Genomic DNA, 14233 nt, shown 5'->3' on the forward strand with positions numbered 1-14233 from the left:
CCTAGACCAGCATCCCCCGGGCCGCTGACCATCCACATGGGCATCTCACGCACGGGTTATCCACATGCAACCGGATCGGACTGGAAACGCAGTCGCGACCGGGCGACGGTCGGGCCATGGATGAACTGGACCTTGCCGTCGAACGAGCCGGCTTCTTCACGACACAACATGCCAAGGCGGCGGGCTACGCCGACCGCGAGATCACCAAGATGGTTCGGCGCAGGGAGTGGCACCGGATCAGAAGGGGCGCCTACGCCCCGGCGGCCGTGTGGGCGGAGCTCGACGACGTCGGTCGTCACCGCGTGCGCTCCGGCGCCGTGCTCCACGCGCTCGGACCGAAGGTGGCGTTGAGTCACGCCTCAGGAGTCGTACGCCACGACATCGACCTCTGGCGGGTCCCGCTCGACCGCGTGCACGTCACCCGGCTCGATGGAGGCCCGGGCCGGATCGAGGGTGATGTCGTGCACCATGAAGGGTTCACCGGTCACGACGACATCATCGAGGTGGAAGGTCAGCAGGTGGTGCGCCCGGAACGGTGCGTACTCGAGACAGCATCACGCATCGACACCGAGGCGGCATGGTGTCTGCTCGACTCAGGTCTGCGGAGCAAGAGGTTCAACCGGGAACAGCTCGACGCGACATACTCGATCATGGAGCACTGGCCTTTCATGCGCCGCGTGGGGACGGTGCTGCCCTACGCCGACGGGCGGTCGGGCTCGGTCGGTGAGTCGCGAGGCACGGCGATGTTCAAACGCTACGGCGTCCCCCGGCCCCAACTGCAGTACGAGGTGCGCCGCCCCGACGGCACGCTCGCCGGCATCACGGACTGGGCATGGCCGCAATACGGGCTGCTCGGCGAGTTCGACGGAAAGGTCAAGTACGGCAGGCTGCTCGAGCCCGGCCAGAACCCCGAAGACGTCGTGTTCGAGGAGAAGCGCCGAGAGGACGAGCTGCGCGAGCTCACCAGGTCGATGATGATCCGATTCATCTGGTCCGACTACGACCGCCCCGCCGAGTCGATCGAGCGGCTCTTTCGGGCGATGCGCCGGGCGGGGTGATCCGGGTGGATGTTCGTCTAGGTACGCAGACGAACCATCACTCCCCTCGTGGAGTTCCGCTAGGGAAGTGGATGCTCCGCTGCATACCTTGATGAACATCCACTCCACGGGCCGCCGCCGAGTCCGGCGTACGCACGTGCGAGACGGCCATCGCGAGATCGGCCAGCCGCGGGGTGACGATGTTGAGGACCTCGAAGACCGAGCCGAACGCGCCGTCGACCGTCACCGGCCGGTCCTCGAGCGCGCGGACGACGCGCTCGGCGCACTCGTCGGGGCTCTCGCCGCGGCCGGCGTACTCGGCGGTCGGGGCGATCATCGGCGTACGCACGATCGCGACGCGCATGTTGGTGCAGGTCACGTTGTCGAAGTAGGCCTCGCGGCTCAGGATCCGGCCGAACACGTCGAGCGCCGACTTGGCGGCGATGTACGCGGCGAACTTCGGCGCCTTGATCTGGTTGCCCCAGGTGACGATGTTGACCACGTGGCCGAACCGCTGGGCGCGCATCGCCGGCAGCAGGCCCATCGTGAGCCGGACCGCGCCGAAGTAGTTCACCGCCATCATCCGCTCGAAGTCGTGGAAGCGGTCCTGGGTCAGCTCCAGCGACCGCCTGATCGACCGGCCCGCGTTGTTGACCAGGTAGTCGACCGCCCCGTGCTCGGCGAGCAGCTGCTCCACCAGCGCGTCGATCGAGTCACCGTCGGCCATGTCGACGAGGTACGTCGACGCTCGCCCGCCGCTCTCCTCGATGGTCTTCCGTACCCGCTCGAGCTCCTCGGCCCGGCGCGCGGCGAGAAGCACGTGGGCACCACGTCGAGCCGCGGCGTACGACGTCGCCTCACCGATCCCGGAGCTGGCCCCGGTGATCAGCACCGTGCGGCCGGCGAGCGGGCCGGGAGCACCGGTCACGGCCCGGATCGTGCGCGCGAACCGGGCGCGCGGCGTCTGCAGGAGCGGAAGCGAGAACAGGCTGACCACCCCCGCACCCTAGCGGCCCGGCCCGGGCTCGTTTCCGCGGATTCGTTGGGTGCCGGCCCGGGTATGCGGCCTCTAGCGTGACGCGTCGAGATGTCGGCCCGGAGCCGACACCACCGCGCGATCCAGGAGAGAACATGTCAATCACCAGCATCGTCCCGCGTACGTGGAAGCGGCGGATCGCCGGGATCGTCTCTGCGACCCTGATCGCGATCGCCGGCGCGGCCGTCACCGGCGTTGCCGCGCCGAGCCCGGCTCACGCCGCGACCTGCACGTCGTACAACTACTCCTACGGCGGCAACGGCACCTGTGTCAGGTACATCCAGACGCTGCTCAACTGGCAGCCCGGCATCGACCTCGTGGTGGACGGCGCGTACGGCAACCTGACGCGGCAGGCCGTGATCAACCGTCAGACGTCGTGGCGCTACTGGGACTCCTCGGTGGTGGTGGACGGCATCGTCGGCCCCAGGACCTGGGCCTACCTGTGCTCGCCGTACTACTACGGCACCGGTCCCGCGCAGTCCTACCCCTTCGCCGTCGCCCGAGCGGCCGGTTGCCGGGTCTGAGACCCGCGGCCTCAGCGCGTCACGGACGCACCGGGGCGTAGCGGAGGTCGACCTCCCGATGCGGATCGTCGCCGATCAGGTTGTGCAGCTTGATCGGCTCCCCGCCCGGGCGTTCGTAGAGGCGGATGCCGTCGCCCAGCAGGACGGGCGCGATGTGCAGGTCGATCTGGTCGATCAGGCCGCGCTCGAGGAGCTGGCGGCCGATATCGGCCGAGTGGACCTCGACGTTCTTCCCGTCGGCCGCCTCGACGGCGATCCGCAGCGCCTCACCGACGTCGCAGCTGAGGAAGGTGACGTGCTCCTGCGGCCGGGCGTCCTCGGGATGGTGGGTGAGGATGAAGACCGGTCCCTCCCAGTCCCCGTACGGCATCGCATCCGGGTAGGCATCGTGCCCGTCGCGGCCGCCCAGGACGGCACCCAGCCGCGAGGAGTACGCCTCCGCCACCCCGGGCGGTCCGGTGACGTCGCCCAGCCACGCCATCCCCGGCTCGCGGGCGTCGACGAACCCGTCGAGCGACATCGAGAAGTGCCACAGCACCTTGCCGGCGATCACGAGACCGGCTTCCGGTCGAAGGTCACGTGGGTGACCCCGCTCGGGGTCGTGGTCGACGCCACCTCGTAGCCGTCCTCGAGCCCCTCGAGCCCGTCCCACAGCCGTACGCCGCGCCCCAGGATGATCGGGACGACGGCGACGTGCAGGTGGTCCACGAGACCGGCCGCCAGGTAGGCCCGGAGCGAGGACGGGCCGCCGCCGATGCGTACGTCCTGGCCGGCCGCCGCCTCCTGCGCCTCGGCCAGCACCTCCTCGATGGGCGCGTTGCGAAAGTGGAAGACGGTGCCGCCCTTCATCTCGATCGACTCGCGGGGCTGGTGGGTCAGCACGTAGGTCGGTGTGTGGAACGGCGGCTCCTCGCCCCACCAGCCGGTCCATTCGGCGTCGTCCTGCCATCCCGGCGGGCCGAACTTGCCGGCGCCCATGATCTCGGCGCCGATGCCCTCCCAGGAGCGCGCGGCGAAGGCGTCGTCGGGATCGGCGGCCGGGTCGACCTCCATCCGCTCGCGGTGTCCGCTCGCGCTCTGGAAGGTCCTGGTCGGAAAGAACCACTCCATCAGCCGCATGCCGGCGTGGCCGAAGGGCGCCTCCAGGCTCTGGCCGTCGCCGGTGGCGAAGCCGTCCAGCGAGACGCCGATGGTGTGAGCACGTACGCGTGACATGTCGTTCTCCCTCGAATCCGAGTGGTTGCACTTTGCAATCACTAGCGTCGAGAGTAGACTTCCCGATTGCAGATTGCAACCACTATTTTCGAGCGCAGGAGAAGCCGAGTGAGCGAGCCCAGATCGGGGTGCCCGATCAACGCGGCCGTGGAGGTCTTCGGAGACCCCTGGTCGGTGATCGTGCTGCGCGACGTGATGTTCGGGAACAGACGTCACTTCCGCGAGCTGCTCGCGAGCTCCGAGGAGGGCATCGCCTCCAACATCCTCAGCAGCCGGCTGAAGAAGCTCGTCGAGGGCGGGCTGCTGACCAAGGAGGAGGCCGGCCGCGGCCAGAAGGCGGCCTATGCGCTGACCGAGGCAGGCATCCAGACCCTGCCGATCATGGTCGCCCTCGGCAACTGGGGGCTCGCCCACCGCGACGGCACCCGGCAGCTCCGGGTCCGCGCCGAGCTGCTACGCGATGCCGGCCCCGAGACGGTGGCGTCCTTCATGGACGAGCTGCGCGAGCTCCACCTCGGCACACCCCGGCCCGACCCGGACGCACCGCGGGCGAGCGAGCAGCTCGCCGCGGCGTACGAGGCGGCGATGGGCGGCTGAGCTCGGGGCGCATGTTCGTCTAGGTATGCAGCCGAACCGTCGCTTCCCTCGTGGAGTTCCACCTGGGAAGTGACTGCTCGGCTGCATACCTAGACGAACATCCCCCTGCCAACCTCACCTCTCCTTGCCGTGCAGCTTCAGCTTCGAGATCTGGTTCTTCAGCTCGTCGAGGAAGAGCGAGCGGATGCCCTCGGTGTCCAGGGCGCCGTTGACGCCGCGCAGCTTGCCCTCGCCGAGCTTGACGCACACGGCCGACCAGGCGGCGCCGATGGCGCCGGTGAAGCCGGCCGCGACGGTGGCGTTGATGGCGCCGCCGCCGACGGTGCCGAACCCGGGGATCATCTTGAGCAGGTTGCCCGCCACGGTGCGGCCGGCCTGGGTGGCAGCCGCGGTGGCCGCGATCGAGGCCATCGCGGCCTTGTCGACCTCGATGCCGTAGATCGCCGAGATGCGCGCCATCATGCCGAGCTGGATCGGCACCAGGACGACCGCGTCGGAGAACGGGATCGGGGTCGCGCCAGCCGCCCCGGCCGCGGTCGCGGCACCCGCGATCACGGTGTTCGCCTGCTCCTGCTTCCGCTTGAGATCCACCCTCTGCGCCGCGGTGAGGGCTTCCTCGACGCCTGCAGGCGCGCATCGAAAGGTGGCATCAACAAGTTCCTGCAGTCCGTGGACCTGCTGGCCGGAGAAGTCGTCGGCCTTGGCGTTGGTCAGGTAGACCCGGGCGCCGTGGACGGGCAGCCCGCGCGCGTCGATCTGCTGGGCGAACTCGACCGCGTCGGGATGGTAGGCACCGGTCGGGGACGTCGGCACCTGGGTCATCACCAGCACGACCGGCAGCCCCAGGTCGGCCAGCTTGCGGATGAACGCGGCCTCGGTCTCCTCGAAGCGGCGGTCGGCGAAACGTACGGCGTACCAGGCCACGTGGATCTGCTCGGACTGCGGCTTGCGGCGCCGCTCCTGGATCAGCTTGGCGAGGTCCTTGATCACCCGGTCGCCCTCGACGCCGATCTCGAGGCCCTGGGTGTCGAGCAGACCGAAGAAGCCGCTGGTGTGCAGGTAGAGCGTCGACTCCTTCGTCACCGGCTCGCCGATCCCGGTCCTGGCCACCTCCGCCCCGAAGACGGCGTTGACCAGCGTCGACTTGCCGACGCCGGTCTTGCCGAAGACGGCGAGGTTGAACCGGCCGATCTCCTTGGCCGACTCGGCGTACCTCTTGTGGAACTCGTCCTTGAACCAGCCGTCGGATGCGAAGTTGTTCACGTCGACCAAGGATGCCAGTCGACACCGACGAATTGTCGTGGCCGCGCGCTCCGAGGGGGAATAGCGTTCCGACATGAGCCCTCGGTCTCGCCTCGCGTACGTTGCCGCCCTCGCCGCCGCAACCGTCCTGATCGCACCCACGACTCCGGTCCACGCGGCCGAGCCCGAGTCCCCGCCCACCGAGATCACCCTCACCCGGTGGAACAGCGTCGAGGACTTCGCGAAGGGCAGGTCGACCAACCTGCACCCGGACCGCCACGGCACCCTCCGGATCGGGCGCGGCAGCGAGACGACGACCTACACCGACCCCTTCGGCGACGGCATCACGAGGACGTACGAGCTCGGCACCTGGACCTCGCCCGTGGTCAGGACCGGATACCCGATCGACGAGTCGGTCACCTCGTGGGACGTCGAGACACCGACCGGCACCTGGGCAGAGATCGGGTTCCGCGGCCGGAAGGCCGACGGCGCCTGGACGAAGTGGTTCGTGATGGGTCGCTGGACGGCCGGCGACGACTTCGCGGCCGGCGACATCCACCGCACCTCCGTCGAGGGGCAGAGCGACACCGACGCGGCGCTCTACACCGACACCTTTGTCGCCCGGACCGGCAAGGAGCCCGAAGCGTTCCAGACCAGGGTCACCCTGCTGCGCCCCGAGGGTGCGACCACCTCCCCCAGCCTGCGAACGGTCTCGACGCTGACCAACGAATACCTGCCTGACTCGGCCTACCCCGGCACCAGCGCGCCGACCCTCGACAGCGCGATCGACCTCCATGTCCCGCCGTTCAGCCAGAACATCCACCGCGGCGAATACCCGGAGTTCGGCGGCGGCGGCCAGGTCTGGTGCTCACCGACGTCGACGACGATGGTGCAGTACCACTGGGGTCACGAGGTCCCGGCGCGCGAACTGGAGGGCATCGAGGCGCCCCACGGCGACCCGCAGGTCGCCTACGCCGCGATCAACACCTGGGACTACGCCTACGAGGGCGCCGGCAACTGGCCGTTCAACACCGCCTACGCCGGCCGCTGGGGCCTGGACGGGTCCGTGACCCGTCTGCGTTCGCTGGCCGAGGCCGAGACCCTGGTGGCGGCCGGCTTCCCGCTCGTCGTCTCGGCCAGCTGGGAGCGCGAGGAGATGCCGGAGGCGGGCTACGGCACCGACGGCCACCTGCTGGTCGTCGGCGGCTTCACCGCCGAGGGCGACCCGATCCTCTACGACCCCAACTACCCCTCCGACGACGAGGTGCGCAACGTCTACACCCGCGAGAACTTCGAGCGGGTCTGGCAGACCTCGACCGACGGGATCACCTACGTCATCCACCCGCGCGACGTGAGGCTGCCCGGGAGCGCCACAAACTGGTGACGGAGTCGCCAACAGGGTGATCTGCACCGCGGCCACCGGGTTAGGTTTCGGACATGACACTCGACCCCGTCGCCGCTCTTCAGGCCGCACTTCGGGCCCCGACCGTCAACGACGGCTCCGGCGCCGAGGCGAAGGCGTTCGAGCAGCTCCACGAGGCGCTGCGCGAACACTTCCCGCTGCTCCACGCGACGCTTGACCTCACCCCCGTGGGCGGACACGGGCTCCTCTTCCGCTGGCCGGGCGCCTCGGCCGCGAAGCCGGTCGTGCTGATGGCCCACCAGGACGTCGTCCCGATCGCCGGCGAGTGGACCCACGACCCGTTCGGCGGCGAGATCGTCGACGGGGTGATCCACGGGCGCGGCACCCTCGACGACAAGGGCCAGCTCGTGGCCATCTGCGCCGCGGTCGAGGGGCTGCTCGCGGACGGGTTCGAGCCGGCGTACGACGTGTGGCTCTCCTTCGGCTCCGACGAGGAGACCACCGGGGAGGCAGCGCGGGCGGCCGTCCAGGAGCTCAAGAGCCAAGGGGTCGAGCCGTGGTTCGTCCTCGACGAGGGCGGTGCGGTCGCGTTCGACGCCTTCCCGGGCGTCACCGCTCCGATCGGGGTCGTCGGCGTCGCCGAGAAGGGCACCACCGACGTACGTCTCCGGGTGACCGGCGACGGCGGCCACTCCTCCACCCCGCGCCAGAACGGCCCGACCGCGCGGCTGGCCCGCGCGATCACCCGGCTCGACCGGATGTCGATGCCGGTCCGGCTGCCCACGCCGACGGTGGAGATGTTCGAGCAGATCGCCCCGTACGCGGCCAGGCCCATGCGGCCCGTGCTGGCCAACGCCGGCCGGCTGGCGCCGGCGCTGGCCCGGCTGCTGACCCGGCTCGGGCCCGAGCCCGCCGCGCTGACCCGCACCACCGTCGCGATCACGACGCTCGAGGGCAGCCCGGCGGCCAACGTGATCGCCTCGGCCGCCTCGGCCGGGGTCAACCTGCGGATCATGATCGGCGAGACGGTCGCCGAGGTCGTCGAGCGGCTGCGGGCCGCGATCGGCGACAAGCACGTCGAGATCGAGGTCGTCCGAGCCGGCGAGCCGTCGCCGGTCTCCCCTCGCGACGAGGCGTTCTCGCTGGTCACCGACACCATTACGGAGATCTTCCCGGAGGCGGTGCCGGCCCCCTACACGGTCATGGCCGCGACCGACTCCCGCTTCTTCTACGAGATCAGCGACCGGGTCTACCGGTTCGCGCCGTTCCGGATGACCGCTGCCCAGCGGGCCACCATCCACGCCGCCGACGAGAACATCGGGGTCGATGACTATCTCGACGGGATCCGCTTCTACCGAAGGTTGATCGAGTCACTGTGACCACCGAAAGTCAGCGCACCGGCGTCGAGAAGGCCGCCCGCGGAATCTGGGTGATCGTCGGCTTCCTGGTGGCCGTCGAGTTCGCCAGCGGCATCCTGCAGGGCTACTACACCCCCATCTTCTCCGACCTCGCCGACCACCTCGGCGTCTCCGACGCCGACCTCAACTGGCTCGAGGCCGGTCAGCTGATCGTCTCCGCGCTGTGCGTACCGCCGCTCGCCCGGCTCGGCGACCTGATCGGCCACAAGAAGGTGCTCCTGCTGGCGACCGGGATCACCGCGCTCGCCACCTGGTGGACCGTGGTCGCTCCCGACTTCGGCTCGTTCCTGGTCGCCTGGTCGATCCAGGGCGCCTACGTCATCTGGCTGCCGCTCGAGGTCGCCATCGTCCACAAGCGCACGGGTGGCGACACCGCCCTGACCCGTCGCGCGGCCGGGGTGCTCGTCGGCGCGCTGCAGCTCTCGGTGATCATCGGCGCGATCGCCGCCGGTGCGCTCGTCGGGGTGCTCCCGATGACCGCGATCCTGGCCTTCCCGGCGGTGGCCGTGACCGCGGTCTTCCTCGTCATCGCGGTCGGCATCGAGCCCGACTCCGGCACCAGTGGTGGCGCCTTCGACTGGCTCGGGCTGGCGGTGCTGACCCTCGTCCTCGGCCTGGTCATGGCCGGCCTGGTCGGCGTACGCGTCCTCGGGGCCGGCTCGCTGCTCGCCTGGGCCCTCGTCGTCCTGGGCCTGCTCACGCTGATCCCGTTCTGGCGGATCGAGACGGCGCTGGAGGATGCGGGTGGGCGCGAGCCGCTGATCGACGTACGCCTGCTGGTCTCGCGCGCGCAGTGGCCGATCCAGCTCACCGCGTTCTTGTTCGGGATGTCCGTCCTGGGAGCGCAGATCCCGTTGTCGACCTTCGCGCGCACCGACCCCGCCGAGGCCGGCTTCGGGCTCGGCGCCGACGCGTCGTTCGTGTCGCTGCTGATCGCGGAGTACGTCATCGCGATGGCCGTCTCCGCCTTCACCCTGCCGCTGTGGGCTCGGTTCCTCGGGCCGGTCCGGGCCCAGGCGGTCGCCTGCTTCCTGGTGGCCGCCGGCTACCTGATGTGGCTGCCGTTCCACGACTCCACCGCTCAGGGACTCCTCAACATGGCGGTCGTCGGGCTCGGCTCGGGTGCCCTGGTGGCGTCGCTGCCGGCGGCCGCCGCCGCGGCCGCGCCGACCTCGCGCACCGCCTTCGCGACCGGCATGACCAACGCCACCAAGACCGTCGGCGGCGCCATCGCCTCCGCGGTCTTCGCCATCGCCCTCGCGGCGGACGGGTCGATCTCCGGCGAGGCGCACGCGCCGCTCTCGGGCTACCTCACGGTGTGGGCCGTGTGCGGGGTCACCGCCCTCGTCGCCGGGCTGCTGCTTCTGCTGCCCCGCCGCGCAACCAGCGCTGGGTAAACTTTCTCGCGCTGGAGGTGACCACATGCCCACGAGCGAGGACCGGCCCGAGGAACGCCCCGAGACGCAGGCGCCCCACCTCGACGATGCCGCGAGCAGGACGGCGGCCGCCGCCCGGATCGAGAACCAGACCAAGTGGGTCGACCTCCAGGTGCAGCAGTCGATCCAGCGCGGTGAGTTCGACAACCTGCCCGGCGCCGGCAAGCCGATCAAGAACCTCGACCGCGACCACGATCCCGACTGGTGGGTCAAGCAGCTGATCGAGCGCGAGCAGATCGTGGTTCTCCCCCGGTCGGTCCAGCTCCGCAAGGACGACGCCGAGCTCGACAGCCTCCTCGACACCCAGACCACCGAGGACGGCGCCCGCCGGATCGTCGAGGAGTTCAACGAGCGCGTCATCGCGGCCCGCTACGGCGCGCCCGAGGGTCCGCCGCTGATCACCATGCCCCGCGACGTCGACGCCACGCTCGACGCCTGGCGCGAGCGCCGCGCCGCTCGGGTGGAGGCGGCCAAGAACGCACGTCGCGAGCAGCAGCCGCGGAGACGGCGTTGGTGGCGGCGCTGAGCGGTCGTGGCTGAGAAGGTCCGCTGTCAGCGACTGTTTGTTGTGGCTGGACTTGGGCCGCCGACCCTGTCCTCGAGTGTTTCTCGCCCTGCCCCGGAGTAAAGGACGGCCTTCGGCCGCCGGCTTCGCCGGTCGCCTTCGGCGATCCTTGACACCGGGCCATGTCGAGAAAGATTTGGCTGGCTATCAGGGGCGGCGGCCCCGGTGTGGCCGGGAGACAGTCGCTCCTCGGAGAGGTTGCCGCCTCCATGGCGAACGAAAATTCGTTCACCCCGCCCAGCGATCCCTCCCTGACGTGAAAGAAAAGTTTCTTTCACCCGTCAACCCCACCCAGACCGGAGCCCCGCCCCCGAGCGAACGAAAATTCGTTCACCCCACAGACCCAAGCCCCTACCCAACCCAGATCACCGCGCCAAACCCCTGCCGCCGACCCGATAGCCAGCCAAAATTCTCAGCGACGGCCGGTGTCAAGGACCGCGAAGCGGCCGGCGTCAGCCGGCGGCCGAAGGCCGTCCTTTACTCCGGGCGTCGCTGAGAACACCCTCCCGTAACGGGTCGGCGGCAAACACCCACCACAAAACACAGAAGCCGAAGCGCGTCCGCACGGGCGAGTCCGGCGGCGATCCAGCTACCCGACCTCCCGCCCCGAGAACCGCCTCCGATAGCGCCCCGGAGTCACCCCGACCTCCGCGGTGAACCCCGCCCGGAAGGTCACCGGCGAGTAGTAGCCCGCCTCGTGGCTGACCCGGTCGATCGGCAGATCGGTGGTCTCCAGGAGGGTCTTGGCGACCGCGATCCGTTCGGCGGCGACCCAGCGCATCGGGGTGGTGGCGAGGTCACGCTCGAAGCGCCGGGCGAGCGTGCGGGGCGAGACCGCGGCGGCCGCCGCCAGACGCTCGAGGGTGACGTCCTCGTGCAGGTTGGCCCGGAGCCAGGTGCGCAGCTCGTCGAGCCAGTGGGCCTGCTCGGTGAGCGGGTCGGCCGCGACGTACTGTGCCTGGTCGCCGTCGCGGTGCGAGGCGATGACCAGGTTGCGGGCGATGGTGTTGGCGGCATGCTGGCCGTGATCGGTGCGGATCAGGTGGAGACACAGGTCCAGCCCGGCGGCCGAGCCCGCGCTCGTCAGCACGCCGTCATCGACGTAGATCGCCCGCGGGTCGAGGTCGACCCGTGGAAACGTACGCCGGAACAGCTCCACCCACCGCCAGTGGGTCGTGGCTCGGCGACCGTCGAGCAGCCCGGCTTCGGCCAGGGCGAAGGCGCCGGTGCACAGCGAGACCATCCGGGCGCCGCCCGCGGCGGCCCGGCGGAGCTCCCGGACCAGGGTCGGACTGATCGGGTCGCCCGGCCGGATCGCCGGCACCAGCACCGTTGCCGCCTCGGTCAGCGCCGCCATCGGCCGCTGCGGCGTCAGCCGCGGGCCACCGTGGACACGCACCCCTCGCAGGTCGCCGCACAGCACCACGTCATAGAGCGGGCTGGCGTCGTGGTCCCAGTCGTAGCCGAGCGCCTCGAGCGGCATCCCGATCTCGAACAGGGTCATCCCCTCGACGATCGGGATGGCGATGGACGGCTTCGCAGGCATGGCAAGAATCTATCATTCTTAGTCAATCCTGCCACTCCTCCAACTCACTCCGCACGAGCACGCTGGAGTCATGACCACCAACAGGAAGAACCCCGGCAACGTCCGCAGCAACGTCCGCAGCACCGTCCGCTCCGTCCTCGCCGGCTTCGACGCCGGCGCTCGGATCCGTCACGGCGCCCCGGTCCCGAAGGATCATCCCTCCCGCCGCCGGTCGTGATCGTTACAAGCCGAGACGCCTACCGGCCGGTAACCACCGGCCGTTAGGGTGACCGGCATGAGTCACAAGAGCCCCAAGGACTTCTTCGCGCCGTTGGCGGTGGGCGCTCCCGCACCGCTGCGGGAGATCCCGGCACGGCCGAGTCGCGCGATCCACTTCTTCGACCCGTCGAACCCGAAGATGGCAGCCAAGGTGCCCGCCATGGTCGGCACCGTCGACGTGCTCCTCGGCAACCTGGAGGACGCCGTCAAGGCCGACAACAAGGTCGCCGCACGCGAAGGCCTGGTGAAGATCGCCTCCGAGACGGACTTCGGCAAGACGCAGCTGTGGACCCGGATCAACTCGCTCGACTCCCCCTGGGTGCTCGACGACCTGGTCACCCTGGTCACCGAGATCGGCGACAAGCTCGATGTCGTGATGGTGCCGAAGGTGCAGGGCCCCGAGGACATCCACTACGTGGACCGGCTGCTCGCGCAGCTCGAGGCCAAGGGCGGCGTACAGCGCCCGATCCTCATCCACGCCATCCTCGAGACCGCGCGCGGCGTGGCCAACGTCGAGGAGATCGCGCTCGCCTCCCCGCGCATGCAGGGCATCAGCCTCGGCCCGGCCGACCTGGCAGCCGACCGCAAGATGAAGACCACCCGCGTCGGCGGCGGCCATCCGGGCTACCTGGTCCGCCAGGACCCGGTGGACGGCGACATCCACGGCAACCGCACGGTCTTCCAGCAGGACCTGTGGCACTACACGATCGCGAAGATGGTCGACGCCTGCGCCGCCGCGGGGATCTACCCCTACTACGGCCCGTTCGGCGACATCACCGACGTGGTCGCGGCCGAGGACCAGTTCCGCAACGCGTTCCTGCTCGGCTGCGTCGGCACCTGGAGCCTGCACCCCAAGCAGATCGAGATCGCCAACCGCGTCTTCTCCCCCAGCGTCGAGGACATCAAGCACGCCCGTCGCGTGGTCGCCGCGATGGGCGACGGCACCGGCGCCGTCATGCTCGACGGCAAGATGGAGGACGACGCCAGCCTCAAGCAGTGCCTGGTCCTCGTCGACCTGGCCGAGGAGCTGGCCGCCATCGACCCGAAGCTCAAGGAGCTCTACGACACCATCGAGATCGAGGACTGAGATGACTGAGGCAACCCAAGAGATCAAGCACAGCCGCCCCCTGCGCTCGGTCCTCTACATGCCGAGCTCCAACACCCGCGCCCTCGAGAAGGCCAAGACGATCACCGCCGACGCGCTGATCCTCGACCTCGAGGACGCCGTCGCCCCCGATGCCAAGGCAGAGGCGCGCGAGAACGCGGCCGCGGCCGTGACCTCGGGCGAGTACGGCAACAAGTACCTCACCATCCGCATCAACGGCGCCGACACCGAGTGGCACGCCGACGACCTGGCCGCCGCCGCCAAGGCCGGCCCCGACGCGATCGTCGTCCCCAAGGTCAACAGCCCCCAGCAGGTGCTCGACCTGGTGGCGGCCTTCGAGAAGGCCGGCGTCCCGGAGCAGACCAAGCTCTGGGCGATGATCGAGAGCCCGTACGCCATCCTCCACGCCGAGGAGATCGCCTCGGCCTCCGAGCGGCTGACGGTGCTCGTGCTCGGCACCAACGACCTGGTCAAGGAGCTGTACGTCGACCACGTCCCCGCCCGCACCAACCTGGTCACCAGCCTCCAGCTGGCCGTGCTCGCCGCGCGCGCGAGCGGCAAGGTCATCCTCGACGGCGTCTACAACAACGTCAAGGACGCCGAGGGCTACGCGGCCGAGGTCGAGCAGGGCCGGATCTTCGGGTTCGACGGCAAGACCCTGGTGCACCCCAGCCAGGTCGAGGGGGCCAACGCCGGCTTCGCGCCCAGCGAGCAGGCGGTGGCCGACGCCAAGGGCCTCATCGAGACCTGGGAGGCGAGCGACGGCGGCGTCGTGACCTACAACGGCAAGATGGTGGAGAACCTCCACGTCGAGTCCGCGCGGCGCACGCTGAGCATCGCCGACGCCATCGCAGCGTTGTAATCCACAGGAAGATATACCCCCGGGCGTAT

15 protein-coding genes are annotated in these 14233 nt (G+C 69.8%); 10 read left to right on the forward strand and 5 right to left on the reverse strand.

Annotation, left to right across the window (positions count from 1 at the left end; all coding sequences use genetic code 11):
- The first annotated feature begins 116 nt into the window (after nucleotides 1–116).
- The gene (locus ACZ6WN_RS10150; protein WP_465864513.1) at nucleotides 117–1058 is read left to right on the forward strand and encodes a type IV toxin-antitoxin system AbiEi family antitoxin domain-containing protein; all 942 of its coding nucleotides are present in this window, start codon (nucleotides 117–119) and stop codon (nucleotides 1056–1058) included.
- 37 nt (nucleotides 1059–1095) lie between these two features.
- Here ACZ6WN_RS10150 and ACZ6WN_RS10155 read toward each other — a convergent pair whose 3' ends face one another.
- A complete protein-coding gene (locus ACZ6WN_RS10155) occupies nucleotides 1096–2034 on the reverse strand; it encodes an SDR family NAD(P)-dependent oxidoreductase (protein WP_465864514.1) in 939 nt (312 codons plus the stop codon).
- Nucleotides 2035–2168: 134 nt separating this feature from the next.
- Between ACZ6WN_RS10155 and ACZ6WN_RS10160 the strand changes: the two genes are divergently transcribed.
- Nucleotides 2169–2597, forward strand: a complete 429-nt coding sequence (locus ACZ6WN_RS10160) for a peptidoglycan-binding domain-containing protein (protein WP_465864515.1) — start codon at nucleotides 2169–2171, stop codon at nucleotides 2595–2597.
- Between the two features lie 19 nt (nucleotides 2598–2616).
- Here ACZ6WN_RS10160 and ACZ6WN_RS10165 read toward each other — a convergent pair whose 3' ends face one another.
- Entirely contained in the window at nucleotides 2617–3150 is a 534-nt protein-coding gene (locus ACZ6WN_RS10165) for a dihydrofolate reductase family protein (protein WP_465864516.1), read from the reverse strand.
- Nucleotides 3147–3812, reverse strand: coding sequence for a dihydrofolate reductase family protein (locus tag ACZ6WN_RS10170; RefSeq protein WP_465864517.1), 666 nt, complete (start codon nucleotides 3810–3812; stop codon nucleotides 3147–3149). Before ACZ6WN_RS10170 ends, ACZ6WN_RS10165 begins: the two co-directional genes overlap by 4 nt.
- 108 nt (nucleotides 3813–3920) lie before the next feature.
- Between ACZ6WN_RS10170 and ACZ6WN_RS10175 the strand changes: the two genes are divergently transcribed.
- Nucleotides 3921–4409 (forward strand): winged helix-turn-helix transcriptional regulator, encoded by a 489-nt coding sequence (locus ACZ6WN_RS10175; RefSeq protein WP_465864518.1) that lies wholly within the window; start codon nucleotides 3921–3923, stop codon nucleotides 4407–4409.
- Between the two features lie 114 nt (nucleotides 4410–4523).
- Here the strand turns inward: ACZ6WN_RS10175 and ACZ6WN_RS10180 are convergent, their stop codons facing one another.
- Nucleotides 4524–5672, reverse strand: coding sequence for a GTPase family protein (locus ACZ6WN_RS10180; RefSeq protein ID WP_465864519.1), 1149 nt, complete (start codon nucleotides 5670–5672; stop codon nucleotides 4524–4526).
- A 73-nt stretch (nucleotides 5673–5745) separates the two neighbouring features.
- Here ACZ6WN_RS10180 and ACZ6WN_RS10185 point away from each other — a divergent pair, with 73 nt between their 5' ends.
- From ACZ6WN_RS10185 to ACZ6WN_RS10200, 4 genes are read left to right on the forward strand one after another with little or no spacing between them, the layout of a single operon-like run.
- Complete coding sequence (locus ACZ6WN_RS10185) at nucleotides 5746–7035, forward strand: C39 family peptidase (RefSeq protein ID WP_465864520.1); 1290 nt, start codon at nucleotides 5746–5748, stop codon at nucleotides 7033–7035.
- Between the two features lie 53 nt (nucleotides 7036–7088).
- Nucleotides 7089–8393, forward strand: a complete 1305-nt coding sequence (locus tag ACZ6WN_RS10190; protein ID WP_465864521.1) for a M20/M25/M40 family metallo-hydrolase — start codon at nucleotides 7089–7091, stop codon at nucleotides 8391–8393.
- Nucleotides 8390–9829, forward strand: a complete 1440-nt coding sequence (locus ACZ6WN_RS10195) for an MFS transporter (protein ID WP_465864522.1) — start codon at nucleotides 8390–8392, stop codon at nucleotides 9827–9829. Before ACZ6WN_RS10190 ends, ACZ6WN_RS10195 begins: the two co-directional genes overlap by 4 nt.
- A gap of 25 nt (nucleotides 9830–9854) precedes the next feature.
- Complete coding sequence (locus ACZ6WN_RS10200) at nucleotides 9855–10394, forward strand: DnaJ family domain-containing protein (RefSeq protein WP_465864523.1); 540 nt, start codon at nucleotides 9855–9857, stop codon at nucleotides 10392–10394.
- A gap of 628 nt (nucleotides 10395–11022) precedes the next feature.
- On the opposite strand, the gene ACZ6WN_RS10205 is transcribed toward ACZ6WN_RS10200, so the two are convergent.
- Nucleotides 11023–11979 carry a GlxA family transcriptional regulator gene (locus ACZ6WN_RS10205; protein ID WP_465864524.1) on the reverse strand — a complete coding sequence of 319 codons (957 nt, stop codon included), beginning with the start codon at nucleotides 11977–11979 and terminating at the stop codon, nucleotides 11023–11025.
- A 70-nt stretch (nucleotides 11980–12049) separates the two neighbouring features.
- On the opposite strand from ACZ6WN_RS10205, the gene ACZ6WN_RS10210 reads away from it, so the two are divergent.
- The 3 genes from ACZ6WN_RS10210 to ACZ6WN_RS10220 are packed head-to-tail and all read left to right on the forward strand — an operon-like array spanning nucleotide 12050 to nucleotide 14204.
- Nucleotides 12050–12196, forward strand: coding sequence for a hypothetical protein (locus ACZ6WN_RS10210; RefSeq protein WP_465864525.1), 147 nt, complete (start codon nucleotides 12050–12052; stop codon nucleotides 12194–12196).
- A 57-nt stretch (nucleotides 12197–12253) separates the two neighbouring features.
- Entirely contained in the window at nucleotides 12254–13324 is a 1071-nt protein-coding gene (locus tag ACZ6WN_RS10215) for an HpcH/HpaI aldolase/citrate lyase family protein (protein WP_465864526.1), read from the forward strand.
- Nucleotide 13325: 1 nt separating this feature from the next.
- Nucleotides 13326–14204, forward strand: a complete 879-nt coding sequence (locus ACZ6WN_RS10220; RefSeq protein WP_465864527.1) for an HpcH/HpaI aldolase/citrate lyase family protein — start codon at nucleotides 13326–13328, stop codon at nucleotides 14202–14204.
- The last annotated feature ends 29 nt before the right edge of the window (nucleotides 14205–14233 follow it).

The organism is Nocardioides sp. NPDC054178, assembly GCF_055585005.1.